General features: G+C 63.6%; 19 protein-coding genes. 14 read left to right on the forward strand and 5 right to left on the reverse strand.

Translation table 11 applies throughout. The features are described 5' to 3' along the window. The first annotated feature begins 4 nt into the window (after positions 1–4). The 5 genes from BLU85_RS11930 to BLU85_RS11950 all read left to right on the forward strand — a co-directional run bounded on the left by BLU85_RS11930 (position 5) and on the right by BLU85_RS11950 (position 8,282). On the forward strand, positions 5–787 hold the full coding sequence (locus BLU85_RS11930; protein ID WP_092199503.1) for an ABC transporter substrate-binding protein: 783 nt from the start codon (positions 5–7) through the stop codon (positions 785–787). A 69-nt stretch (positions 788–856) separates the two neighbouring features. After that, entirely contained in the window at positions 857–1,282 is a 426-nt protein-coding gene (locus BLU85_RS11935) for a GlcG/HbpS family heme-binding protein (protein ID WP_092199506.1), read from the forward strand. Between the two features lie 237 nt (positions 1,283–1,519). After that, positions 1,520–2,356, forward strand: coding sequence for an AraC family transcriptional regulator (locus BLU85_RS11940; RefSeq protein WP_092199509.1), 837 nt, complete (start codon positions 1,520–1,522; stop codon positions 2,354–2,356). 53 nt (positions 2,357–2,409) lie between these two features. After that, positions 2,410–3,012, forward strand: a complete 603-nt coding sequence (locus BLU85_RS11945) for a LysE family translocator (protein WP_092199512.1) — start codon at positions 2,410–2,412, stop codon at positions 3,010–3,012. 146 nt (positions 3,013–3,158) lie between these two features. Then, a complete protein-coding gene (locus tag BLU85_RS11950) occupies positions 3,159–8,282 on the forward strand; it encodes a dermonecrotic toxin domain-containing protein (protein WP_092199515.1) in 5,124 nt (1,707 codons plus the stop codon). On the opposite strand, the gene BLU85_RS11955 is transcribed toward BLU85_RS11950, so the two are convergent. Together BLU85_RS11955 and BLU85_RS11960 are read right to left on the reverse strand one after the other, a co-directional pair. Further along, entirely contained in the window at positions 8,251–9,207 is a 957-nt protein-coding gene (locus BLU85_RS11955; RefSeq protein WP_092199517.1) for a class I SAM-dependent methyltransferase, read from the reverse strand. The genes BLU85_RS11950 and BLU85_RS11955 overlap by 32 nt on opposite strands. Before the next feature lie 86 nt (positions 9,208–9,293). Next, the gene (locus BLU85_RS11960; RefSeq protein ID WP_170847579.1) at positions 9,294–9,977 is read right to left on the reverse strand and encodes a murein L,D-transpeptidase catalytic domain family protein; all 684 of its coding nucleotides are present in this window, start codon (positions 9,975–9,977) and stop codon (positions 9,294–9,296) included. Positions 9,978–10,139: 162 nt separating this feature from the next. On the opposite strand from BLU85_RS11960, the gene BLU85_RS11965 reads away from it, so the two are divergent. Beyond that, the gene (locus BLU85_RS11965) at positions 10,140–11,702 is read left to right on the forward strand and encodes a L,D-transpeptidase family protein (protein WP_092199523.1); all 1,563 of its coding nucleotides are present in this window, start codon (positions 10,140–10,142) and stop codon (positions 11,700–11,702) included. Between the two features lie 2 nt (positions 11,703–11,704). Here BLU85_RS11965 and BLU85_RS11970 read toward each other — a convergent pair whose 3' ends face one another. After that, complete coding sequence (locus tag BLU85_RS11970) at positions 11,705–12,334, reverse strand: NAD(P)H-dependent oxidoreductase (protein WP_092199526.1); 630 nt, start codon at positions 12,332–12,334, stop codon at positions 11,705–11,707. Between the two features lie 82 nt (positions 12,335–12,416). Here BLU85_RS11970 and BLU85_RS11975 point away from each other — a divergent pair, with 82 nt between their 5' ends. The 3 genes from BLU85_RS11975 to nirD all read left to right on the forward strand — a co-directional run bounded on the left by BLU85_RS11975 (position 12,417) and on the right by nirD (position 16,519). Then, complete coding sequence (locus BLU85_RS11975) at positions 12,417–13,040, forward strand: TetR/AcrR family transcriptional regulator (RefSeq protein WP_092199529.1); 624 nt, start codon at positions 12,417–12,419, stop codon at positions 13,038–13,040. Between the two features lie 531 nt (positions 13,041–13,571). Continuing rightward, positions 13,572–16,133, forward strand: coding sequence for a nitrite reductase large subunit NirB (gene nirB, locus BLU85_RS11980; protein WP_092199532.1), 2,562 nt, complete (start codon positions 13,572–13,574; stop codon positions 16,131–16,133). After that, the gene (gene nirD / locus BLU85_RS11985) at positions 16,133–16,519 is read left to right on the forward strand and encodes a nitrite reductase small subunit NirD (RefSeq protein ID WP_092199534.1); all 387 of its coding nucleotides are present in this window, start codon (positions 16,133–16,135) and stop codon (positions 16,517–16,519) included. Before nirB ends, nirD begins: the two co-directional genes overlap by 1 nt. Before the next feature lie 118 nt (positions 16,520–16,637). Here the strand turns inward: nirD and BLU85_RS11990 are convergent, their stop codons facing one another. Beyond that, the gene (locus BLU85_RS11990) at positions 16,638–17,675 is read right to left on the reverse strand and encodes an AraC family transcriptional regulator (RefSeq protein WP_092199537.1); all 1,038 of its coding nucleotides are present in this window, start codon (positions 17,673–17,675) and stop codon (positions 16,638–16,640) included. Further along, a complete protein-coding gene (locus BLU85_RS11995) occupies positions 17,672–18,586 on the reverse strand; it encodes a GGDEF domain-containing protein (RefSeq protein WP_092199540.1) in 915 nt (304 codons plus the stop codon). Before BLU85_RS11995 ends, BLU85_RS11990 begins: the two co-directional genes overlap by 4 nt. A gap of 472 nt (positions 18,587–19,058) precedes the next feature. On the opposite strand from BLU85_RS11995, the gene BLU85_RS12000 reads away from it, so the two are divergent. From BLU85_RS12000 to BLU85_RS12020, 5 genes are all read left to right on the forward strand, one after another. Beyond that, positions 19,059–21,587: a TonB-dependent receptor gene (locus BLU85_RS12000; RefSeq protein ID WP_092199543.1), complete on the forward strand. Its 2,529-nt coding sequence runs from the start codon at positions 19,059–19,061 to the stop codon at positions 21,585–21,587. Positions 21,588–21,720: 133 nt separating this feature from the next. Next, the gene (locus BLU85_RS12005) at positions 21,721–23,646 is read left to right on the forward strand and encodes a phytase (protein WP_092199546.1); all 1,926 of its coding nucleotides are present in this window, start codon (positions 21,721–21,723) and stop codon (positions 23,644–23,646) included. A gap of 64 nt (positions 23,647–23,710) precedes the next feature. Next, positions 23,711–24,415 carry a protein TolQ gene (gene tolQ, locus BLU85_RS12010; protein ID WP_092199549.1) on the forward strand — a complete coding sequence of 235 codons (705 nt, stop codon included), beginning with the start codon at positions 23,711–23,713 and terminating at the stop codon, positions 24,413–24,415. A gap of 13 nt (positions 24,416–24,428) precedes the next feature. After that, positions 24,429–24,875, forward strand: a complete 447-nt coding sequence (gene tolR / locus BLU85_RS12015) for a protein TolR (RefSeq protein WP_092199552.1) — start codon at positions 24,429–24,431, stop codon at positions 24,873–24,875. Next, positions 24,872–25,693 carry an energy transducer TonB gene (locus BLU85_RS12020; RefSeq protein WP_092199555.1) on the forward strand — a complete coding sequence of 274 codons (822 nt, stop codon included), beginning with the start codon at positions 24,872–24,874 and terminating at the stop codon, positions 25,691–25,693. Before tolR ends, BLU85_RS12020 begins: the two co-directional genes overlap by 4 nt. Positions 25,694–25,746 lie beyond the last annotated feature (53 nt).

A 25,746-nucleotide genomic window follows, 5' to 3' on the forward strand; every position in this document is an offset into this window, starting at 1 on the left:
ATGAATGAACGTTAAACGCATTGCCCTGAAACTGGGTTTCATCTCGCTGCTGGCCTTCGGCGCGAGCCTGCAAGCCGCCGAATCATCGTTGCGTATCGGCATTGAGGCGGCTTACCCGCCATTCGCCTCGAAAACCCCGGATAACGCCATCGTCGGTTTCGACTATGACATCGGCCAGGCATTGTGCGCCGAGATGAAGGTCCGCTGTGTCTGGCAGGAGCAAGAGTTCGATGGCTTGATCCCGGCGCTGAAGGTGAAGAAGGTCGACGCGGTGATTTCGTCCATGTCGATCACCCCGGAGCGCTTGAAGTCGGTGGATTTCACCGACCGCTACTACCGGATCCCGGCGCGCCTGGTGTTCCGCAAGGGCAGTGGTATCAGCGACATCCCGGCACAACTCAAGGGCAAGCGGATCGGTGTGCAGCGGGCGACCAACTTCGATCGCTATGTCACCGATCACTTTGCCCCGGCGGGTGCCGAAGTAGTGCGCTATGGTTCGCAGAATGAAATTTTCCTCGACCTGTTGGGCGGACGCCTGGATGCGACCATGGCCAGTTCGGTGGTGATCGATGAAAGCCTGCTCAAGCGTCCCGAGGGCAAGGATTTTGAGTTTGTCGGACCCAATTTCACCGAAGAACAATACTTCGGCACGGGTATCGGCATTGCGGTACGCAAGAACGATGCGCTGGCGGGCCGCTTCAATCAGGCACTGGCGACCATTCGCGCCAACGGCACCTACGACAGGATTCGCCAGAAGTACTTCGATTTCGATATCTACGGTGAATGACGTTCGAGGCTGTTTTTTGGCCCGCAGGTCTAGCCTGCGGGCTTCCTGTGGCACAGCACGGAGTGATCCATGAAAAGCAAAGCGGTACTCACTGAACAGGATGTCGCGCAGTTGCTGGTGGCGGCCAAGGAACTGGCGCACCAGCGCCAATGGGCCGTTTCGGTCTGCGTGGTGGACGACGGTGGCCATCCCCTCGGGCTGTTGCGCCTGGACGATGCCTCGCCGTTATCGGCCTATATCGCTACCGAAAAAGCCCGCACGGCCGCCATGGGCCGGCGCGACAGCAAGGTTTTCGAAGACATGATCAATGGTGGTCGCTACGCGTTTCTCAGCGCTCCGCACCTGCAGGGCATGCTTGAAGGTGGGGTGACGATCCGTCATGACGGTCAATGCATCGGCGCCATTGGCGTGTCCGGGGTCAAGGCCGAGCAAGACGCCGAATTGGCCAGACTGGCGGTGGAGGCGGTGCTGCCCGCGATCACCCCGGATGCCTGAGACGGCCATAAACCTGTGGGAAGGGGGCTTTGCAGGGGAATGCGATTTTGTGAGCACCACAAGAAACGGTGGGAGCGAGCTTGCTCGCGATAGCGGTAGGTCAGTCGCCCCGTGTATCTACAGGCTGAGCGCCTTCGCGAGCAAGCCCGCTCCCCACAGGGTTTGCACAAATCTTCCAGACACACGCCCCATCAGCAGTTAATCTGTCAAGAGCACATTCGTTAAACGGGGCAGGGCATGACAGCGCGCAACTGGATCGATCTCAAGCAGGACGCCACGTCCGGTATCGAGACCGTGCGCGCGCATTTCGAGGGGCATGCCTATGATCCCCACTGGCATGACAGCTACCTGGTGGGCGTGACCGAGCAGGGGGTGCAGCAGTTCCATTGCCGTCGCCAGCAGCACAACAGCACGCCGGGCAAGGTATTCCTGCTCGAGCCCGGCGAGTTGCATGACGGCAACGCGCCCCACGACCACGGCTTTACCTACCGCACGTTGTACCTGGAACCCCAATGGCTGGAGCGTGAGTTGCGTTCCTTGTTCGACGGGGCGCCGGACAACGCCCAATTGGGATTCGCCGCCACCCTGACCGACGATGCGCGGCTGGCGAGTGCCACGGCCTTGGCCTTCCAGAGCCTGCATGAGCAGGAAATCCGCATCGTGCGCCAGACGGCCCTTGATACCTTGTTGGCCAACCTGACCCAACACCTGCATTGGCGGGCGCGGATCAACCCGGATCCGCGGTTGCCATTGGTGGCGCAGCAGGCCCGGGATTATCTGCACAGTCACCTGAGCGACGACATCGGTCTGGACGATCTGGCGCAGGTCACCGGTGTGGATCGTTTTCGCCTGAGCCGTGCATTCAAGGCGGCTTTCGGCCTGGCCCCCCATGCCTATCTGATCCAATTGCGCCTGGCCCGTGCGCGGCGCTTGCTGGCTTCTGGCGAGAGTGCCGGGACGGTGGCGGCCATGCTCGGTTTTGCCGACCAGAGCCACTTGGGGCGCTGGTTCCAGCGTGCCTATCGCCTGAGCCCGGCGGACTACCGCAAGCGCTGCTCAATTGTTCCAGACTGAGCGGGCCTTCGTGGGGATGATCGAGTGACGATCATTCACCGAGAAGTTGCTCCATGGACCAGTTGCTGCCGTTTGCCTTGTTCGCCTTTGTCGCCTCCATCACCCCGGGCCCGACCAATATCCTGGTGCTGAGCCATAGCTCGCGCTTTGGCCTGGCCACCACCTTGCCGATCATCCTGGGGGCCTGCGCCGCGGCGGCTTTGCTGGTGTTGCTGGTGGGCACCGGATTGGGCGACGTGCTGGCGCGCCACGCCACGCTGCAGACCGTGCTTTCATGGGCCGGCATTGCCTGGTTGAGCTGGATGGCCTGGCAGATTTTCCGCGCCCCGGCCCAGGCCATCGACCCGGACCGTCCGGTTGAGGGCCCGCGACTGGGCCTGGCGGGGGCCGCCGGGTTGCAATTGGTGAACCCCAAGACCTGGATGATGGCGCTGGCGGTGGTCAGCGTGTTTGCCGGCGCCGAGGCCGACCGGACGATCCGGGTCCTTTGGTTGTCCCTGGCATTTTTCGCGATCTCCATTCCCTGCATGACCGTCTGGGCCTACCTGGGCCTGGGGGCCGCCAGGTTCTGTCGCTCAGCCGTGGCGATGGGACGCTTCAATCGCAGCATGGCGGTGTTGTTGCTGGCGTCGGCATGGTTGACGCTGGTGGTGTAGCCGTTTGCCAGGCCCCGCGCCGCGCAACCCCTTGCAACGGTTGGACAGTTTCAAAAGACAGCCATTTCTTGGAGCATCGGGTTCGTGCCGGTCAAGCGTACGTCACCTGTCGAATACCCAATCGCCCCCAAGGATGGAGGTCCACCATGTCTACCCTCGATACCCATGTCGAGTTTATCCAGGCCAGGCTGCCCGCCTGGCTGAAACGAGCCCCACGGCCCCGGCAGGAGCGCTTCAGGGTGCTTACCCGGCAACTGCAACACGACAGCGATGCACTCAACGCATTGCTTAAGGACCTGCCCGCGCCCTATGCCTTTACCCTCGACCTGCTCAAGGAGCAGCCGCAGGTGCAAGGCTGGAGCCAGGTGAATGGCCGCGGCGATGTCGCGGATGCGCTACGTCGGGCAAGGGTCCGGCGCAGTTCGTTCGTCACGGACCCCGCGCTGTCGATCGTCGAGGCGGCCATGCGCAACTATCCGCCCGACGATGCAGTCACCGGCAGCGCGTTCGATCGAAAAGGCGAGCTTTTCATCAAGGGCAAGCCTGGGGAGTTCTATCGTTGGGGTGCCCCAGCGGACACCACGCCGCTGCCCATGACCCCGGCCAGCTTCGCTCGCCTGTGCCGCGGCGTGGATGTGGGCGGGGCTTACCGGCGCTCGCTCGAATGGCGGCTGCCGCGTATCGGCCGTCAAGTACCCATTGTCGCCACGGCTTACATGGCCTATGCACGCAGCCAGCTCGCCTATGACGCCTACGAGGCGAAGCTGGATGGACGCCTGGACAACACCGGTGAGCGTTTACTGGCCCATGTCGGCGTGCAGTTGGAAGATCGGTCCGTGGCGCCCCTGGCCTGCGAGGTCAAGGCGCTGGCGTTGCTGTCGGCGCCGTTGTTCGGCGCACGGGTGTACTGGGGACTGGAAGGAGATGCCAAGGGTGTTCGCCCGATCGTGCTGCACATGCCTCATGATGCAGTGGCACCGCTCAAGCAGTTTCCCAGCTTGCAGGCACTGTCGGCCGAGCTGACCGAGCGGGTCCGCAAACGCAGTTACCGCCAGACCCTGTTGCGTTATCTGCCGCTGCGTCTACAGGCCAGCCTGGGGTCGGCCCTGCACGATCAGGTGGAGTGGAAGGTCACGGACAACCTCAACCTCTTCCAGGAAATCCATGCCCGCATCACCGGTTGGCGCGAGGGTGAGCGAGGCGAGGACGACAACCCTCGACGCGTCCGGATCCCCACGCCCAAGGTGGCCTGGGGCCTGGATGACCTGCGCGAGGATCCCTGGCACGCCACCTACCATGAATGGCGCGGTCATACCTTGGCCAACGCCTCGGCATTGATGGTCCCGACCCGGGACCAGGACTGGCGGGCACTGCTGGCACGCCTCGAATACTGGGAAAGCCTGGTCGAGCGTTCGCTGATGGTCGCCGCGACCTTTTTCCCGTTCTGCGCGCCCGTCGGCATGGTGGCCGCCGCGGTCGGCGGGGTGCGCCTGGTATACGAAATCTTCGAAGGGATCCAGGCGTTCAATGAAGGGCATGCGCAAGAAGGTATCGAGCATATCTTCAACGCCTTGTTCGGGGTTGCCCAAGGCGCTTACCTGGGCTTCATTGGTGCCGCCATCGAGCCCATGCCGGTGGCTGACGGCACCACCCGGCTGTGGAATGGCGACGTGCGCTCCTTTGAAGCACAGCGCTTGCCTCCGGTGGATGCCGAGCAGGACGCCTGGGGTGTCTGGCGCACCGCTGACGAGGCCTGGGTGCGGATCGAGGATCGTTACTTCGAAGTGCAAGGCACGCGGGACAAGGTGAATCTGCGCCTGCCTCCCGGGCATAGAGGCGTTGCCCCGCCGCTGGAATGGAACCGCACGCGAGGCTGGCAGTGGGCGCACCGCAACCCCTTGCAGCGAAGTGGCCTGGAGCTGTTGCGAACCTTCCCCGAGACGCCCGTCGAACTCGACGACTCTACGATCCTGGCCGTGCAACGCCAGGTCGGTATCGGCGAAGCGCATCTGCGCTACCTGCAAGTGGAGGCGCGGCCGATGCCGGCCATATTGGCCGACGCCCTGGACGAGGCACGGAACTGGCAATGGGTGCGGCACACCATCGAACGCCTGCGCCGTGGCGAAGCACCGAAAGGAACGCATTTTCGCATTGTCCAGACCCTCGTGGAGTTGCCGGGCTGGCCGGAAGACATGACCTTGCGCTACCACGATGGCATCAATCTGTACCCGGTAGGCGATACGGCCGACACCCGTTCCATCCTCCTGACCAAAACCGACCTGGCCCATGACGCTTGGGCCGCTCGCATCCTGGAAGGCCTGAGCAGCGACGAGCAGACCGTACTGCTGGGGCAAAGCAGTATCGGTTTGCAACCGCTGGAGCGAAGTCGTCTGTTGGCCGGCCGTTGGGCCGCACGCCTGGAGCGTGACGCCAGGCGGGTGACGATGGCCATGGGCAGGTCCACCCGGCTCGATCCGCTGGCAGTGCCCTTGGTCCAGGCATTCCCGAGCCTGCCTGAATCCATCGCCAACGAACTTGTGCGCGACGTGACGGGCGATGACCGGCTGCGTTTGCTCGAGGGGCGGGTGGCTGGGCAGCTCGGCAGGCAGGCGGCCGAAGCGTTGCGCGAGCTGCGCTTGAGCCGTGCGCTGCGCGCCCTGGAGCGTGGCGAAAGCAGCGTCGATCGGGATCGCATCGTCATGGGCCTGCTGGCGGATATGCCCAGGCTCCGCGGGCGTCTGCACCTGCGCCTGTGGTTGCGCGAGCTGGCGGATCCGGTCGGGCTGGGGGACGCCGGACCACTGAAAGTCATCCGCCAGGAAGGTGAACGGTATCGCCCCTTCGACGAAACCGGCGAAGAACTGGCGAACGCCGTGGCCCTGGAGGCGGCGCTGCTAAGGGCGATGCCGGATGAAGCGCGCAGCGCCCTGGGCCTGAACATCTGGGAGGCGGAGCGGCTGCGCAGCCAACTGCTGGCACAGGCCCTGGAAGACCGGCAAGCCCTGCGTCCGTACTTGGCGATGCGTCGCCTGGGCAGCCTCGGGTCTCGTCCGCAATGGCTGAACGGACACCTGGTTTACCCGCTCAGCGGCCGTGGCCGGCTGCCGTTGCAGGAATGGCAAGGCAGCACGCGTCAGCGCCTGGAGCGGCTCTATCCCGCCCACGCGGGCAATGCACTGGAACGGCTGCAGCTTGGCCTGACCGAACAGGCCGGGCTCGAGCGCATCAGCCTCGACGACGTGATCACCCGCTTGGAGCATGAATGGACCACCTTGGACGAGGGGCTGCGCCAATGGGTCGACCAGGAAGGCTTTCACCATCCCGCCGAACAGGTTCTGGACCGTGAGGCGCTCGTCGCGCAGCGCCAGGTCATCGCGAGGGAAATCCGCCGGGCCTGGCAACGCGCGCCTGACCCGGGCCGGGAGGGCGCAGAGCTGGTGCTGCGGATAGAGAACGTCAACATCGGAAGGCTGCCGCCCATTCCTGTTCGTTTCGAGCACATCGAATCGGTGGTGCTGGCCAACCTGGAGCTGGTCGAGGATCCTTCAGCCTTCCTGCGCATGTTCCCCGGCATCGAATCGCTGAACCTGCGAGGCAATCACCTCACCGCCGTCCCCGTAGCGGTAGGTGAGTTGCGGGCGCTGGTGGATCTGTCATTGGCTCGCAACCCGTTGCACTTGAACCCGGATGTGTTTGCCCCTCTGCTGGGCGATGATCCCACGATCCCGTTATGGACCCTGGACGTGTCCGGGATCAGCAGCGGCGCGGCTTCGGGCACCAACGCCGAGGTGCTTGCCGCCATTGGCAGCCTGGCCTCGCTACCGTCCCTGCGTGAAGTCATCTGGACCGACAACCTGGATTTCACGCCCGAGCAGTTGCAGGCCCTGACGGCCACATTGCCTGACCTGCGGGCGCTGAACCTGGCGCGCTGTGGTTTGCGGCTGGACGAGGAGGGCAGCGCCTTCCTGCGCAGCGCCACTGCTTTGCAGGAACTGCGCCTGAGTGGAAACAACTGCCGGGACCTGCCGGAGCTCCCCGAGCTTGCAAACCTGATGACGCTGGAGCTGGGCAGGACCGGCCTGGATCGGGTGCCCTCGTTGGCCTTGGCGGTGCTGGCCAGGCATTCCGATGTGTTCATCTCCGATACGTTCGTCGTCGATCTCAGCGGCAACCGTATCACCTCTATCCAGAATGACCTGCTCCCTGCGCTCAACCGTTTGCCGAGCCTTGACACACTTGGGGTCTGGCTTGATGACAATCCCTTGCCCAGCGCCCAGATCAATGCCCTGCGCAATGTGTTTCCCGAGGCGTTTCACTACACCGTCGACGAGTGGCTCTATATTTCTGCCTCGCTCCAAAGGGCACTGGAGGTCGCCCGTGACGATCCCGGGATGCGGGGTTTCATCGATTGGTTTTCTGGCCGCGTCCGCGAAGCCGACGAGGATTCCCCAGCCGGGCTGGCGTTCGGCGTTCGCCAGAGGGCCGGGGCCGTTCTGCAGCACTTCATCGGTTATGGAAACGTTTATGGCCGCCTGCCCACCTTGATTGGCGATTTCGATGTGCAACTTCGCCAACTGCGCACGCGTTTGCAAATCCGCAGTCATGATCGGCAGCAGCCGGACATCGGCGAGCTGGAGGTGCACTTCACGATGTTCGAGTCGGTGATGCGTGCACGACTGGCCCGGGACGGGGCGCCGTTTGCGAGTTTCCTGGCCGAACACCTCTCCCATTGGGACTTCGCGCTGATGGATCGCTATATCGATCCCTTGCAACGCCATGCACAGATGAGCCGGGAGGCATTCATAGAATGGCTCAGCGACGCCCAGGATACGTTCAATAGCAACGATCAAACCCCACGTACCGGCGAGATGACCTGGCGGCCTTACCTGGGGTTGATGTCCCGCGACTGGCCCGAAGGACTGGCGATCTGGGAAACGGTCGATGACGACCTGGTGAATGCCTTCAGCGAGCCCATCGATCCGTCCCGCTGGCCCCAGGTCATGCTGGATAACCTGGTCCTGCCGGACCCCGAATTACCCAGCCCGTTGGAGCCGGTCACCGAAGGCGAGCGGATCGTCTGGCGTCGCGCGGGACTCGAAGCCGTCGCCGATGTGGATTGGAGGGGCGGCCAGCCGGTGACGCTCAACGAGGATCAGTTGCGTCGCACCATGGCCATCTACCGCTCGGTCAAGAGCCGGGAGGTCGAGGCCTTGGTGCGCCGGGTGACCAGGAGCCTGGTTACCGCCTGGTGGCCGGTGCTGCCGCTTTGAAGATCAGCGCCTTCAGGCCACATTGCACGTCGGCATCGGGAAACTCCGGTGGGTTGGCCAGGCGCTGCTCGAACCTCAGGCCGGGGGCTTCGCGGGTGACCCCGTCGATGAGGAAGTCCGGGCCGGTGGCCGGGTCATTGCTGCAGGCCAGGACCGTGCCGTCTGCCGTCAGCAGTTCCGGCAGGCGGCGCAGGACCCGCTGGTAGTCCTTGGTCAGCAGGAAGCTGCCTTTCTGGAAGGTCGGCGGGTCGATGATCACCAGGTCGTACGGCCCGCTATTGATCACCTTGCCCCAGGATTTGAACAGGTCATGCCCGAGGAAACTCACCTGGCCAAGGTCGTGGCCGTTCAGGCGATGGTTGTCACGGCCTCGACTCAGGGCCGCCCGCGACATGTCCAGGTTGACCACATGCCGCGCACCGCCGGCGATGGCCGCCACCGAGAAACCGCAGGTGTAGGCGAACAGGTTCAGTACCCGCTTGCCACTGGCGTTGGCCCGCACCCAGTCGCGACCGTAGCGCATGTCGAGGAACAGGCCGTTGTTCTGTTTCTTGCCCAAGTCGATCCGATAGCGCAGGCCACCTTCGGTCAGGGTCCATTCGTCGATGGGGTCGCCCACCAGCCATTGGGTGAGGCTCTGGGGCAGGTAGCGGTGCTGCACGGCAAGCGTATGGGCGCCGCTGTCTTTCCAGGCGGGCGAGGCGGCGAGGGCGAGCAGCATGGCCATCAGGTCATCCAACTGCGCCGGCTCCGGTTCCTTGAACAACGAAACCAGCACAATCCCTTGCAGCCAGTCGACGGTGATCTGCTCCAACCCCGGCCAGCAACGGCCGCGACCATGGAACAAACGGCGGGTTTCTTCCGGCGGGGACGCCAGGGCTGTCAGCAAATGGGTCTGCAGGTCATGTAGAACTTGAGGGGTCATCAGGCAAGGCCAGCGATTCGAAAGGCCGGCATTTTAACCTGCGGCGAGGCAGCTTGCTCCCGCTCAGTTACGCAGCGACGGCCTGTTCAGCCACCGCTGGTAGCCAGAATGCTCGCCACCTGTTGCGGCTGGCAGTTGAGATAGGCCGAACGCTTGAGCCAGCCCGGGTCCGGGTACCAGGAAAACATGAATTGGCCGCCCTTGAGCTTGTCGATCACCTGCCGCGCCACTTGCGGGCGCACCGCCGGGCAACCCTGGCTGCGGCCGATACGCCCCTGGCGCACGCTCCACAGCGGATTCACGTAGTCGGCGGCATGGATCACGATCGCCCGGTCACGGGCCTGGTCATTGAAGCCCGGTTCGAGGCCGTCCATGCGCAGTGAATAGCCGTGGGTGCCCTGGTAGCTTTCCTGGGTACGGAACAGGCCCAGGCTCGACTGATAGCTGCCCAGGCGATTGGAGAATTGCGTGGCGAAATTTTCCCCGGATTTCTGCCCATGAGCCACCAGGTCGCGCAGCACCAGTTTTTTCTGGCGCAAGTCGAAAATCCACAAACGCCGGGCCGTGGACGGTTGCGAGTAGTCGATCACCGCCAGGTGACGGGCTTGGCCGGCGCCATTGGCGACCGCGCATTGCATGGCGCTCAAGGCACTTTTGAGCGCCAGGGGATTGAGTTCCGGCGCTGCCTGGGCGAGGCTGTGGTAAAGCGTCTGCGGCTTTGCCTTTTTTTCGGCCAGTGCCGGGCTGCAAATGATGCCCAGGCCCAGCATGACCAGGCAGAGTCGGCGCAAAAGGCCCGACACAGGCGAAGGGGTTCCAACGTGGTGTTCGTTCGCGGCATCCCGTCCGATTTTGTTTGTCTGCATGATGGCGGGTCGTACCTGTCGCAAAATTCACCGTCAACGAGACGGCCATGGATTGGAGTAAAGCAGTTGTTCAAAAAGTCCGCATGTTACCTGAGCCTTTTATTGCTCACTGCGCCATTGGTCGCCACAGCCGAAGACAGCGATCCGGCACTGGTGCAGACCACCCTGGCGCAATTGGCGGTCGCATGCCCGGACATCGCGGTGGGTGTCGACTTTCCGACGCTGCTCGATTTGCACGCGTTCTATCAGCAAAACGCAGGCCAGGAAGTCTGGTCGGACGACGAACGACGGGGGGCGTTGCAGGTCCAGTTGCAACAGCTTGCCGATGACGGCCTGGATCCCGCGCGCTATGGCTTGCCGGGCGAGGGGGCAACCCAAGGCCCTCATTGTGCCGATATCGCCATCAGCCGGCGCTACCTGCAAGCCTTGCATGACCTGCGTTTTGGCTACCTGCCGCAAGACCGGCTGGAACCGGTGTGGAAGGCCAACCCACCGCCACAGGACCACCCGGCCGTGGTGCTGGCCATCGCCGGGCTGGGCCTGCAGAACCTGGCCGACGCTTTTGAACAGGCACGGCCGAACCTGGACCTCTACCGCAACCTGCGCGGCCTCTATGCCCGGCTGCGGCAACAGCCTTTGGCCGAATGGCAAGCGGTGCCGGGCGGGCCGTTGCTGCAACCGGACAAACAGGACGCCCGCGTACCCGCCCTGGCCCAACGACTGTTCAACGAGGGATATCTGAGTACGCCGCCGCAGGTGAGCGACGAGCACTACAGCCCCATGCTGGTGGAGGCGATGAAGAGCTTCCAGGCCCAGCATTCGTTGCAGGCCGATGGCGTGGTGGGGCCGTGGACCGTCACCGAACTGAACATCAGCCCGGCCATGCGCCGCGAGCAGTTGCGCATCAACCTGGAGCGCATGCGCTGGCTGGCCCAGGACGTGGAGACCGACAGCGTCCTGGTCAACGTGGCGGCGGCGCAGTTGACGGTTTACCAGGGCGGCGCGCCGGTCTGGCAAACCCGCACCCAGGTGGGCCGTGCGCAACGGCAGACGCCGCTGCTCAAATCCCACGTCACCCGGCTGACACTCAACCCGACCTGGACCATTCCGCCGACCATCATGCGCGAAGACAAACTGCCCGAGATCCGCCGCGATCCGGAGTTTCTCAGCCGCCACAACCTGCGGATCCTCGATGGCGATGGCCTGCCGTTGCTGGCGGAAGATATCGACTGGGAGCACCCGGGCAACCTCATGCTGCGTCAGGATCCAGGTCCGAAGAACCCGTTGGGCAAAATGGCGATCCGTTTTCCCAATCCGTTTTCGGTGTACCTGCATGACACACCGAGCCAGGCGTTGTTCAGCAAAGGGCCACGGGCCTTCAGTTCAGGCTGCGTGCGGATCGAGCAAGTGATGCACCTGCGCGACCTGCTGGTGAGCCCGGCCGAACGCGCACGCACCGACACGTTGCTGGCCAGTGAGTCGACCCACGAGTTCAGGCTGGCCCGGCCCGTGCCGATCCTGCTGGGCTACTGGACAGCACAAGCGGACAGCCAGGGCCAGGCGGTGTACGTCCCGGATATCTATGGGCGTGACGCGACGCTGTCGGCCGCCCGTGGACGTGCGCTCTGAGCTCAGGCGCATGCGGTCGCGGGCGCCTGGGTGGTTTCGTCGAGCGTTGCGAATAACCGTTGGCCGATAACGCCGGCGGCCTGCAAATGCTGTTGCGGATCGGCGGTTTCCGAGTCGAGCAAACGCTGGGAACTCACTACCCGGGCGCCGCAATAACCGAAAATGCCATGGTCGATCTGCGTGGTCATCGCCTCACCGTAGCCGTGGCGTTGGAAGCTGTCGGCATCGGCGCCACCGACTTCCACCAAATGAACCCGCAAGTGCCGCAGCTTCTGGATAAACGGCTTGTCGAGGCTGAAATCAAACGCCCAGCCGTTGGAGAACACCCGGTCGATCCAGCCCTTGAGCAGTGCCGGCATGGACCACCAATAAATCGGATAGACCAGCACCAACGCGTCGGCACGGTCGATTCTGGCTTGCTCGGCCAGCACATCCGCTGGCGGCAAGGCCTCGCGGTGGTGCACGGCGTGGTCGGCGAAGCTGAAGCGCGGATCGAAGCCTTCGGCAGCCAGGTCGGCGATCTCGAACGTATCGGCAGGGTTGGCGCGGGTGATGCCCTCGGCGATTTTCCCGGCCAGGCTGTGGGTGAGGGAGCGCGGATCATGGTGAGCCACAACGATGAGTGCATGCATGGCGAAACTCCTTCTGGTCACGAGGTCTTGATGACAGGTATGCTTAAGTTACGCTTAGTAAGTTACGGTTGGTAAAGTTAGCATGTCAAGCACTGACGAACATTCGCAGGCTTCACCTCGGCGTCGTTTATCCCGGCACGACCGGCAGCGCCAATTGCTGGATGTCGCCTGGCGACTGGTGCGGGAGGAGGGCAGCGACGCCCTGACCCTGGCCCGGCTGGCGGACCAGGCGGGGGTGACCAAACCCATCGTCTACAACCACTTCATTACCCGATCTGGGCTGCTGGCGGCGCTTTACCAGGATTTCGATGCCCGTCAGACCGCACGGATGGAGGCGGCCCTGGATGCCAGTGACGCCACCTTGCAAAGCCGGGCGGCGGTGATCGCTTCTTCCTACGTCGAATGCGTGTTGTTGCAAGGCCGAGAGATTCCGGGGGTGATTGCAGCGTTGACCAGTTCGCCGGAGCTGGAACGTATCAAGCGCGAATACGAGGGTATTTTTCTCGACAAATGCCGCGCGGTGCTGGAGCCGTTCGCCGGCACGAAGGGCATCACCCGGGCCGGTTTGCGGGCGATGCTGGGAGCGGCGGAAGCACTGTCCAATGCCGCCGCCACCGGGGAAATCAGCGCTGACGAGGCGAAGGAAGAGTTGTTGGCCAGTATCGTGGCGATGGTGGCCAGGACCGCCGATAACCCTTCAAGCTGACCCACCGCTATCGCGAGCAAGCTCGCTCCCACAGAGGGTTGGGCTCAACCGCAACTCCCCCTGTGGGAGCGAGCTTGCTCGCGATGACGGTCTGACGGTGAACGGCGGGTTTGAACGGCTGCACTTTTATGAAGCCGCGGGCGGAGTGATCGCACCATCGCAAGGCAGTTGGCGGTGCCTGCGAAACGCCGCAGGGGCTGGTCAGCTTGCGGTGGCTGAGCCTGCGGTGTCGCGGCCAGGCCCGCTCCCACAGGGGATCGTCGGCGAATGCGAGGTTGTGGATACAGTCGCGGATAAGGTTTGGCACGCTCGCTGCAAGAGGTTATTCAGGCCCACCGCGAACACAGCCGAGTGGGCAGCCCCGTCGGTCAACGAAGATCGAGCGCCAACAGGCCGGGGGACAACGGTAGGTCAGGGCGCAGTCGCCGGACCGATACCGCACAGAACAGGCAAAGACGCCTGGAACCGCAAGGTTTCAGGCGTCTTTTTTTTGCTTTCAAAATCGTGATGGGCTTTTGTCGGGTGCTTTTTATGAATTCCAACGTTGCTTCTCTGAACAAGCTGCAAACGCTGATCGTGATCGGCAATGGCATGGTCGGCCATCACTGCGTTGAGCAACTGATCGAACGCGGTGCCCTCAATCATTACCACGTGCATGTGTTCAGCGAAGAGCCGATGCGTGCCTACGACCGCGTGCACTTGTCCGAATACTTCTCCGGGCGTGATGCCGAGTCCCTGGCCCTGGGCGAAGCGTCGTTGTACCAGACCCCCGGCGTCACGTTGCACCTGGGCGTTCCCGTGCTGGAAATCGACCGCCAGGCGCGCCAGGTCGTCACTGCTCGGGAGCGCCTCAGCTACGACAAACTGGTGCTCGCCACCGGTTCCTACCCGTTTGTGCCGCCGATCCAGGGCGCCGAGGGGGATTCTTGCCTGGTCTACCGCACCCTTGAAGACCTGGATGCGATCCGCGCCGCTGCCAGCCATGCCCGCCGCGGCGTGGTGGTCGGTGGCGGCCTGCTGGGCCTGGAGGCGGCCAATGCCCTCAAGACCCTGGGCCTGGAAGCCCATGTGGTGGAATTCGCGCCACGGCTGATGCCGGTGCAGTTGGACACCCAGGGCGGCTTGGCCCTCAAGGCGCGCATTGAAAGCCTGGGCGTCGGCGTGCACCTGTCCAAGGGCACCCAGTCCATCAGCGCCGGCGAGCAGTACCGTTATCGGATGAATTTCGGCGACGACGATTTCCTGGAAACGGACCTCATCGTGTTTTCCGCCGGTATCCGCGCCCAGGATGCCCTGGCGCGCCAGAGCGACCTGCAGATCGGCCCGCGCGGTGGCGTGGTGATCGACGATCATTGCCAGAGCAGCGATCCGGACATCTACGCCATCGGCGAATGCGCAGCCTGGAACGGCAGCATTTTCGGCCTGGTCGCCCCGGGCTACCAGATGGCCCGCAACGTCGCGGCCCGGCTGTGCGGCGAAAGCGCTGAAGCCTTCACCGGCGCCGACATGTCCACCAAGCTCAAGTTGCTGGGCGTGGACGTCGGCTCCATCGGCGATGCCCATGGCCACACTCCAGGTTCGCGCAGCTTCCAGTTCATCGACGAAACCAGCGCCAGCTACCGGCGGCTGGTGGTGGACGCCGCAGGCAAGCGCGTGATCGGCGCGGTGCTGGTGGGGGACAACAGCTACTACGACACCTTGCTGCAATACATGCAGAACGGCATCGCCTTGCCCAAGGATGCCGCCAGCCTGATCCTGCCATCGTCCGAAGGCGCCCCGACCCTGGGCCCGGCGGTATTGCCGGAAACTGCCACGATTTGCTCGTGCCATAACGTCACCAAGGGCTCGATCTGCTCGGCCATCGACGGCGGCTGCACCGATCTCGGCCAGCTCAAGTGCGACACCAAGGCCGGTACCGGTTGCGGTGGTTGCGCGGCCCTGGTCAAGCAAGTGTTCGAGCACGAATTGATTGCCCGTGGCGTCAGCGTCGACAAGAGCCTGTGCGAACACTTCGCCTACACCCGCCAGGCGTTGTATGCGCTGGTGCGCGTTGAAGGCATCATCAGTTTCGAAGAACTGCTGGCCAAGCACGGTCGTGGTCACACCGGCTGCGACCTGTGCAAGCCGGCGGTGGGCTCGATCCTGGCGTCGTGCTGGAACCAGCCGATCATGGACCCGTCCCTGGTGGCGCTGCAGGACACCAACGACACCTTCATGGCGAACATGCAGAAAAACGGCACTTACTCGGTAGTGCCGCGCATCGCCGGCGGGGAAATCACCGCCGACAAACTCATCGCCATCGGCGTGGTCGCCAAGAAATACGACCTCTACACCAAGATCACCGGCGGCCAGCGCATCGATCTGTTCGGCGCCCAGTTGCACCAGTTGCCGGACATCTGGGCCGAGCTGATCGAAGCCGGTTTCGAAACCGGCCATGCCTACGGCAAGTCCACCCGTACGGTGAAATCCTGCGTGGGCAGTACCTGGTGCCGCTACGGCGTGCAGGACAGCGTGCAGATGGCCCTGACCCTCGAAGATCGCTACAAAGGCCTGCGCTCGCCGCACAAGCTCAAGTTCGCCGTGTCCGGTTGCACCCGCGAGTGCGCCGAGGCCCAGAGCAAGGACGTCGGCGTGATCGCCACCGAGAAGGGTTGGAACCTCTACGTGGCCGGCAACGGCGGCATGCGTCCCCGTCACGCCGAGCTGTTCGCCACGGACTTGGATGATGCCACGCTGATCCGCTACATCGACCGATTCCTGATGTTCTACATCCGCACCGCCGACAAACTGCAACGGACCTCGGTCTGGCGCGAAAGCCTGGAAGGTGGCCTGGACTACCTCAAAGACGTGATCATCGACGACAGCCTCGGCCTGGGCGCCGAGCTTGAAGCCCAGATGCAATTGGTGGTCGACCGCTACGAATGCGAATGGGCCAACGCCTTGAAGGACCCGGACAAGCTCAAGCGTTTCCGCACCTTCGTCAACGACAAACGTGGCGATCCGGACGTTCACTTCGTCCGCGAACGCGGCCAGCGTCGGCCGGTTCACGCCCATGAACTCCACCTGATTCCCGTTACCGAGGAGGTGCTCTGATGAGCCAGTCAAACGTCGTTCGTATGCCCGCCCGCGATGTCCCCCAGGAGCCCTTGCAGTGGCGTGCCCTGTGCCGCCGCGGCGACTTGGTGCCGAACTCCGGCGTAGTCGCCTGGCATGACGGCAGCCAAGTGGCGTTGCTCTATCTGCCGGAACATGGGGACAAGCCGCTGTACGCCATCGACAACCGCGACCCCAAGTCCGGTGCGAACGTCATCGGCCGCGGCCTGCTGGGCAGCATCAAGGGTGAGCTGGTGATTGCCTCGCCGATGTACAAGCAGCATTTCCGCCTGGAAGACGGGCATTGCCTGGAATATCCGGAGCAAAGCCTGCGGGTGTGGCCGGTGCGTTTGAATGGCGATGTGGTGGAGATTGGCGAGGACTGATCCGTGAGTTGAAAGCTGAATGAAAACCTGTGGGAGCGAGCTTGCTCGCGATAGCGGTGCATCAGTCGTCAACCTGCTGCTGATCCAACGCTATCGCGAGCAAGCTCGCTCCCACAGTTCAGCCCAGCATCAACAACTGCCGGATCAGATTCGGCGTGCTGCCGGTCCAGCGCTTGAACGAGCGACGGAAGTTCGCCGTATCGTTGAAGCGCAGGTACTGCGCCACTTCCTCGTTGCTGAACCCCTTGACCTGGTACAGATACAACGCCACGTGGGTGTGCACCCGGTCGACCTGTTGCTGGAACCCGGTGTGGTGCTTGTGCAACTTGCGCTTGAGGGTCGCCGGGCTCATGGCGAAGGCCTGGGCGGTCTGTTCCAGGCTTGGCGTCTGTTGCACATGGGCGTGCAGGTAGTCGTAGAGGCAATCCAGGAAGCTTGATGCGAAGCCCAGTTGGTCGAGCTGGTCCCGGGCTTCGATCCGCGCCACCTGGCCAGCGGTGGCCGACACGTTGGGCCACGGCTGGGCGAGGCAGTGGCGGGGCAGGCGCATCAGGTCCAGGGGACGGTCGAATTGCGTGTGCTCGCCCAGGTGCACCCAATACTGCTCGACGTAACGCGGCTCGCTGTGGCGGAAACTGCACTGCCAGGGCAGGCGTTCACCGCTGAGCCAGGCGCTCATCGCCACCATCGAGGTCATGCTCGCCTCCAGCACGAAGCGCCATTGTTCCCCGGCGCCGCAGCTGTCCAGCCAATGGACATAGGCGTAGTGCTCGTCCAGCAACAGGCGCGGGGCTGCCAACGGGCTGAGCAGCGCCTGCTGGTCGATCAGGCTTTGCAAGGCCTGATGCAGATTCTGCGCGTGGCGCAAAGCGTGGCTCGCGGGTCCGTAGTGGCCGGGCAACAGCCGCTGGCCAAACAGGAAACTGCTGTCGCTGGCATCCAGCAGGCGCCGGCTGTTGTCGATCAGGCCGAGGAATTGCTGCGGGCTGATGCGGCTCTGTCCGGCGAGGATATCGTCATGGAACAGTCCGGTGCCGCGCAGGAGGCGATGGCTGTCGATGTCCCGCGACAGCGCCAGGTCAATCAGCGCGGCTGGCTGATAGTGCCCCGGAATGAAGCGGCTGTCGGTTTCGTACCAGCAGGTCTTGAGCGTCATGCGCTTTTCGCCAGCGTGGTCCGGGACTGGGCCAGTGCCAGGTTCAGGCGTTTGAGCAAAGCGTCGGGGGCTTCGTCGAACGCCATCACCACCGCCGTGCTGGCGGTCAGTTGCAAGCGCTCGCTGTGTTGCCGGGTCTTGTGGGCCAGGCTGCGCACCGCGATTTCCAGCTCCAGGGCCAGGCGCCGGGCCTGGCTCTCGCCGGTGTCGGGCAGCAGCACCACGAAGCGATCGCCGGCCAGGCGGCACAGCAGATCCTGGCGACGCAGGTTCAGGACCAGCAACTGACTGATCGCCTGCAACACCGCATCGCCTTCGCCGTGGCCGAAGCGTTGGTTGATGGCGGTGAAGTTGTCCAGGTCCAGGGCCAGCAACGACAGTGGCTGCTGGCGGCGCCGAGTGTCTTCCAGGCTGGCGGACAGCTCGTGCTTGAGAAAGTCGGCGCCCCCCAACGGCGTGAGCTTGTCGAACAGGCGGTGCTCACGGAACAGTCGCTCGCGCTTCTCCATTTGCCCGTTGATCGCCAGCTGTTCGCGGTGCCAGTGATAGATGCCGAGGGTCAGCAGGATCATGCCCACCGGCATGGGCCCGGACTCGAGCCAGTGATCCCAGGTGATGCTGTCGGGCAAACGGATGAATTCGTCGAGGCTGTCGATCCACCAGGAAAAGAAGATGCAGCCCAGGCCCAGGACCAGGTAGTTGGTCACCCGCCCGGCCGGGCGGCTTTTCAATACCAGCCCCAGCCAGACCAGCGCCAGCAGCGCCGAGCCACCTTCGCCGAGAATATCCAGCCAGACCCATTCGGCAATGGGTTTGAGCTCGCCGCTGGCCAAATGCAGGATCAGCCCGAGGTTGGCCGCCAGCAGAAGCAGGGCGAGTTTGAAGCGGTGCGGGCGAAGCACGAAGAACATGGCCGGAGTCCTTTGCCAGAAGCGGAATGCGGCCCAGCACAGCAGATGGATGTGACAGTGCGGTGACGGCGGGTGACGGGGTGGGGGAGGTCGAATCAGCTCATCGGTCATTCGTTTTTTTTCACTGTATGGGACAGCACCTCTCCCATTGTGGCGAGGGGATTTATCCCCGCTGGGCTGCGCAGCAGCCCTGTAGAGCTGATTGCACGGCGTGACAGGTATGCCGCATGGGGGCGCTTCGCACCCCAGCGGGGATAAATCCCCTCGCCACAAAATTAATTGTCTTCAGATTCATTGAGCCGCAGGGAAGAGGTCATTTCAGCTCACTTCGGTCGACCAACCTGTCTAAATCGCCGATATCGTCCTTTGGCTGGCGCCGCTGTCACAGAACCGTCATTCCCCACCCCTAGCGTGCCCTCCCAGTTGCCGGGCCACTGCCTGGCGGATTTCCGGATTCCTGGGGAGGATCACCATGTACCACCGCACAAGCACCGCCGGGCTCGTCGGTTTCACCTTCACCGCGTTGGCGATGGCCATTGCCAGCGAACGACTGAGTGCCGCCGAGCAAGCGGCCGGCGCCACGGAACACGTTGAAGTGGTCGGCCAGGCGGCGAGTATCGACCAGGCCCTCAAGGAGCAGCGCAGCGCCGACAGCATCAAGAGCGTGGTGCATGCCGACGGCGTGGCGCAGTTGCCGGATGAAAACGTCGCCGAAGCGGTGCAGCGCCTGCCCGGTGTCAGCGTCGAGCGCGACCAGGGCGAAGGCCGGTTTGTCAGCGTGCGTGGCCTGGGGCCGGACCTCAACAGCGTGACCATCAACGGCACCCTGGTGCCGGCTCCGGAAAGCGAGCGTCGCGCCGTTGCCCTGGATGTGTTGCCCTCGGAACTGGTGCAATCGTTGTCGGTGATCAAGACCCTGACGCCGGACATGGACGCCAACTCCCTGGGCGGTACGGTGGATGTGAAAAGCCTCTCGGCCTTCGACCACAAGGGGCTGTTCTACACCGGCAGCAGCGAAGCCAGCTATGACAAGAACACCCGCCAGACCAGCCCGAAATTCTCCGGCGCCATCAGCGACCGTTTCAGCCTTGGCGATGGTATCGACAACTTCGGCGTGGCCGCGGCGCTGAGCTGGCAGAAGCGCGACTTCGGTTCGGACAACGTCGAAACCGGCGGTGCCTGGGATTTCGCGCAGGGTTCACGCCTCGAAGAGTTCGAACAGCGCGACTACGACATCCGCCGCGAGCGGGCCGGTGGCGGCTTGAACTTCGACTACAAACCCGATGACTTCAGCAGCTATTACCTGCGCACGCTGTACAGCCGCTACAAGGACAGCGAAACCCGCAACGCCGCCAGCATCGCCTTCGAAGACCCGCAGGCCGCCGGGCAACTGGGGGACGCCGAGGGCGAGCGCAAGCTCAAGCAACGTGAAGAGACCCAGGAAATCCAATCCTACGTACTCGGTGGCGAGCGTCTGTTCGGTCTCTGGACCCTGAGTGGCCAGGGCGGCTATAGCCAATCCAGCGAAGACAGCCCCGGCCATATTGCCGGGGCCACCTTCGAAGGCATCGATGGTTTCAACGGTGGTTTCTACGACAACGACAAGCCGCGGCCGATCATCGGCTCGGGGTTCTACGATCCGGCCAACTTCAGCCTCGACAAGGTGGACTGGGAAGCGCAGAAGACCACCGACACCGAGAAAAACCTGCGCCTGGACCTGGCCCGGGACTACGACTTCAGCGGCTATGCGTCCCAGGTCAAGTTCGGTGGCAAAGTCAGCCGGCGGGACAAGGACAACGACCTGGACGCCTGGGTCTACGAGGATTTCGACGACCTGGGTTTCACCGACGAGCAATTGAACCTCGGGCAGTTCCGGAAAGGCAGCGTGGACTACCGTCTCGGTCGCTTCGGTCCGGGCATCAGCGCCGATGCCATCAAACGGTTGCTGGGCGGCCTGAACCGCGACGAGTTTTTCGACGAGCAAGAATCGCGAGTCAACGATTTCAAGATGAGCGAGGACATCAATGCCGCGTACCTGATGAACACCGTCGACATCGATGACTGGCGCTTCATCGCTGGCATGCGCTACGAAGGTACCGAATTCGACGCCAAGGGCACCGGCGCCACTGACGGCGTCTTCACCGATACCGAAACCCGTCGCAAGTATCACCACTGGTTGCCGGGCCTGCACGCGCGCTACCAATTGGACAAGAACACCCAGGTGCGTGCGGCCTGGACCAAGTCCGTGGTGCGTCCAACCTTCGGGCAATTGGCGCCAGGTTTTGTCATCGACGATGACGAGGCCACTTTCGGCAACCCGGAACTCAAGCCGCTGGAATCGAGCAACCTGGACCTGGGTATCGAGCATTTCATGGGCCACGCCGGCACGGTCTCGGCCTTTTTGTTCTACAAGGACATCAAGCATTTCGTCTACAACACCGACCTGGCCGGTACGGGTGCCTGGACCGACTTTTCAGAAGCCCACAGCTACGCCAACGGCGACAGCGCCAAGCTGTATGGCCTGGAATTGGCCTACTCGCAAAAGTTCGACTGGCTGCCGGCCCCCTGGAACGGGCTGCTGTTGGGGGCCAATACCACTTTCAGCCGTTCGGACGCCGAGATCGAGGGTTTCGACCAGGCCAGCGGTACCCAGCGCAAGCGCAGCATCGACCTGCCGAACCAGTCGGACACGGTCGGCAACCTGATGCTGGGGTGGGAAAACGACAAGCTGAGCCTGCGGCTGTCGGCCAACTACAAGTCAGCGTACCTGTTCGAACTGGCGTCCATCGGCGACCGCGACCATGACCTGCACGTAGATGCCCAGACCTTCGTCGATTTCAGCGCGCGTTACTCGCTGACCAAGAACCTGCAAGTCAGCCTCGAAGCCCAGAACCTCACCGACGAGTCGTATTTCGTCTACACCGGCCACCGCTCCTATAACGGCCAGTACGAAGAGTACGGCCCGACGTACAAGCTGGGGCTGACCTTTACCCATTTCTGATTCGCGAACCTGATCACTTGTGGCAAGAGGATTTGGCTGTGGGAGCAAGCTTTGCTCCCACAGATGAATTCCCTGGCAATAGAAGTGAGCAACAAGCCCGTTTGAGTCTGACTGAACGACAAGGATTTTCCCGTTGAACACGATGTTTTCCTTACCCAAGCGCTGCCTACTGGCGATGGCGCTCAGCCTGGCATCAGCCGCCGCCCTGGCAGCTGCTTCAGCGCCCAAGCTAAAGCTGCAACCCTGGCCTCAAGCCGAACAACGGTCGATCAACGCCCTGGCATTCCTGCCTGGTCCTTCGACGACCGAGCGACTGGCCAGTGCCCGCGAGGGCCTGTTCTTGCTCGATGCCCAGGGTCGCGAACTGATGCGCCTGAAGGGCACCTTCGAAGGTGTCGATAGCCGGGCCCAGGGCGCGAACGTGCTGGTCGCCAGCCTCGACAGCGAGCGCCAGCAAGCCGTAGTCGTTAGCCTCGACCCACAAGGCCGCCAGTGGGGCACGCCGCTGTACCTGCCCACGCGCGAGTTCCCGGTAAACGGCCTGTGCCTGTACCGCGACGAGGCGAGCAACCTGTTCGTGTTTCTGGTGGGGGAAGAGGGCAAGGGCGAGCAATGGCTGGTGGGCGCCGGCGAGCAGTTGGGCGCGACCGCCCAACGGGTGCGTGGCTTGCCTCTGCCGCCGGACGCCAAGACCTGCCAAGTGCAGGACGCCAGCCAGCAGTTGTTCGTCAACGAAGAGCGGATCGGCTGGTGGGCCTACCCGGCATCCTCCGAGGCTGAGACCGTGCGGGTGCCCGTGGCGATGCGTGCGCCGTTCGGCGACATCCAGCAGGCGGCCGGCGCCTTGGCGGTATTGCCCGGTGGGGTGTTGGGCCTCGATCCAGAGGCTTTGCAGTTGCACCTGTATGAGCAGGACGGCAAAGGCTGGACACCCCGCGCCACGTTGTCGCTGCCGGGCCTGAAGGAACCGGAAAGCCTGGCGGCACGCCGGACGAAAACCGGTATCGAGGTGCTGCTGCGCGACGATGACGACGGGCGCCTGTATCAGGGAGAACTCGACTGGCAACCCACGCCCATGCCCTTGCCGCCGGTACTGCCCACGGTGGCTGCCATCGCCCAGAGCGAGCCGGTGGCCCGCCAGGGCGACGCCGCGGATGACCCGGCGATCTGGGTGCATCCGACCACGCCGGGCTTGAGCCGGGTGCTGGGCACCAACAAAAAGCAAGGCCTGCTGGCCTATGACCTGCAAGGAAAGTTGCTGCAGGAGCTGCCGGTCGGGCGCCTGAACAACGTCGATGTGCGGGCGAACTTCAAACTGGGCACGCAAACCGTCGATCTGGCGGTGGCCAGCAACCGTGATCGCAACAGCTTGAGCCTGTTCAGCATCGACCGCGCCAGTGGCGAGTTGCGCGAAGCGGGGGAGATTGCGACGCCATTGAAGGACATCTACGGCATCTGCCTGTTCCAGCCCGCCGAAGGTGAGCTGTACGCCTTCGCCAACGGCAAGGACGGGCGCTTTGTGCAATACCGCCTGAGTGCGCCGGACGGCGTGGTGCACGGCCAGTTGGTGCGCCAGTTCAGCGTCGACAGCCAGCCCGAAGGCTGCGTGGCCGATGAGCAGCGCCAGCGCTTGTTTCTCGGAGAGGAGGACGTGGGTGTCTGGACGATGGATGCCCGGGCCGACCAGCCGGCGACCTTGAGCAGTGTGATCAAGGTTGGCCCGTCGTTGCACGCTGACGTCGAGGGCATGGCCTTGTACCAGGCCAAGGGCCGCGACTACCTGGTGATCTCCAGCCAAGGCAACGACAGCTACCTGGTGCTCGACGCCGAGCCTCCGTTCGCCGTACGGGGCGCGTTCCGGGTCGGCCTGAACGCGGCTGCGGGCATTGATGGCGCGTCGGAGACCGATGGCCTGGAGGTGACCTCGGTGAACCTCGGCGGGCCCTGGAGCCAGGGCATGCTGGTGGTCCAGGACGGCCGCAAGCGCATGCCCGAACAGACCCAGAACTTCAAGTTCGTGCCCTGGGCCGACGTGGCGAAAGCCCTGCGTCTGCCTTGAGCGGCACGGTCATCAACCGGTCACGAACATTTCATCGAATAGCAGCCAGACAGGAGTTATACCCATGCAAGCCACTTTGGAACACATGACGATCTGGGGGCTGATCAGCGACGCGAGTCTGCTGGTCAAGGCGGTCATGCTCACCTTGCTGCTGGCCTCGCTTTTGAGCTGGTACCTGATCATCCAGCGCAGTGCCGTGCTGCAACGCAACGAGCGCCAGCTCAACGGTTTTATGCAACGTTTTCGCAGCACCCAGGACCTGTTGCCCCTGTACCGGGAACACGCACACATACGTGAGGACGAGGGCGTCACGCCGATTTTCCAGGCAGGCTTGCTGGCCTTCACTCAACTCAACCAGCCTGCCTGCACGCCCGAGGTGGTGCTCGAAGGCGTCGAGCGTTCGCTGCAGGTGGCGATCAGCGAACAGGAAGTGCACTTGGAGAAAGGTTTGCAGTTTCTCGCGACTGTCGGTTCGGTCAGCCCTTACATCGGCTTGTTCGGCACGGTCTGGGGGATCATGAATGCGTTCCTCGGCCTGTCCCAGGTGCAACAGGCCAGCCTTTCCACCGTAGCGCCAGGCATTGCAGAAGCGCTGATCGCCACGGCCATCGGCTTGTTCGCGGCGATCCCGGCGGTGATTGCCTATAACCGTTTTGCCGCCCGCGGCCAGACCCTGCTGACCCGTTACTACGGGTTTGGCAACGAACTGCAGGCGCGTCTGCACCGCAAGCTGCACGGCGCCCCGGTGAACCTGGCCTCGGCCGCTTGAAAGGAGAGGACAGATGCTCGTCAAGCCACAACGCAAGCACGGTCCCAAGGCCGAAATGAACGTGGTGCCGTACATCGACGTGATGTTGGTGCTGCTGGTGATTTTCATGGTCACCGCGCCGATGCTGACCCAGGGCGTGAAGATCGAATTGCCCAAGGTCGCGAGCGAAGCGCTGGCCACCGACAGTCGCCAGCAAATCCTCACCCTGTCGGTAAAGGCCGAAGGCGGTTACTACTGGAACCTGGGCGGTGAGCTGGACACCCGCCACCAGACCGACAGCGCCGTGGACCTGGAGCAGATGCGCGTCAAGGTGGCGCAGGTCGTGGCCGAGCGCAGCGACACCCAGGTGTACATCCGTGCCGATGATCATGCCGATTACGGCCGGGTGGTCGCGGCCATGGCTGCGTTGCAGCAGGGTGGCGTGAGCAACCTGGGGCTGGTGACCGAGGCGCCGCAATGACGGCGATGATCATGCACAGTCCCTTCATGAGCGTACCCGCGTTGAGCCGCCCCGGTTTGTGGAGAAACAGCCTGGCGGCGGGACTGGCCGTGGCTCTGCACGTCGCGATAGCCGCGTTGTTGGTGTTGGGGTGGAACGTGGAGAAGCCCGCCGCCGAGACGACACGGGTGTTGCGTACGCAACTGGTGATGTTGCCGGCCGCACCGGTGCCCGAAGCGCCTGCACCGGCGGCTGTCATCCCTGTTGCATCACCGGTGGTCGAACCCGCGCCACCACCCGTGCAAGCGCCACTTCCTGCCCCCACCAAGCCGCTTGTCGACCCGCGAGTCCAGGCGCAGAAGCTGGAACAGGCGGCGCTGGCCCGCAAACGGGTCGAGGAGCAAAAACGCGAGCAACAGGCGCAACAGCAGCAGCGTGAACGCCTGGAAAGTGAGCGGCTCAGGCAAGACGCCGAGCAGCAAGCAGCCGAACAACAGCGCCAGGCCCGGCAGGCCCAAGCACTCGCCGAGCAACGCCACGCCGAGCAGGCGCGCCAGGCCGCCGCGGACAGCCGCAGCTATCAGCCCCTGAGCAAGCAAGCGCCGGACTATCCGCAACGGGCCCTGGACAAGGGCTTGGAGGGCGATTGCACCGTGGAATACAGCGTGATGCCGGACGGGCGGATCGACAGTCCCAAGGTGCTCGACGGCTGCCACCCGCTGTTTATCCGCCCATCCCTGGCCGCGGCCCAGACGTTCCGTTATCAGCCGCGAATCATCGATGGCAAGGCGGTGCCGGTGCCGGCGGTGCGCAATACCTTTCATTACCGGATCAAATGAAGACAGGCCTGGCAGGAAATGCCTGTGGGAGCGAGCTTGCTCGCGATAGCGTC

The organism is Pseudomonas sp. NFACC14 (assembly GCF_900106885.1).
Taxonomy (GTDB): domain Bacteria; phylum Pseudomonadota; class Gammaproteobacteria; order Pseudomonadales; family Pseudomonadaceae; genus Aquipseudomonas; species Aquipseudomonas fluorescens_AA.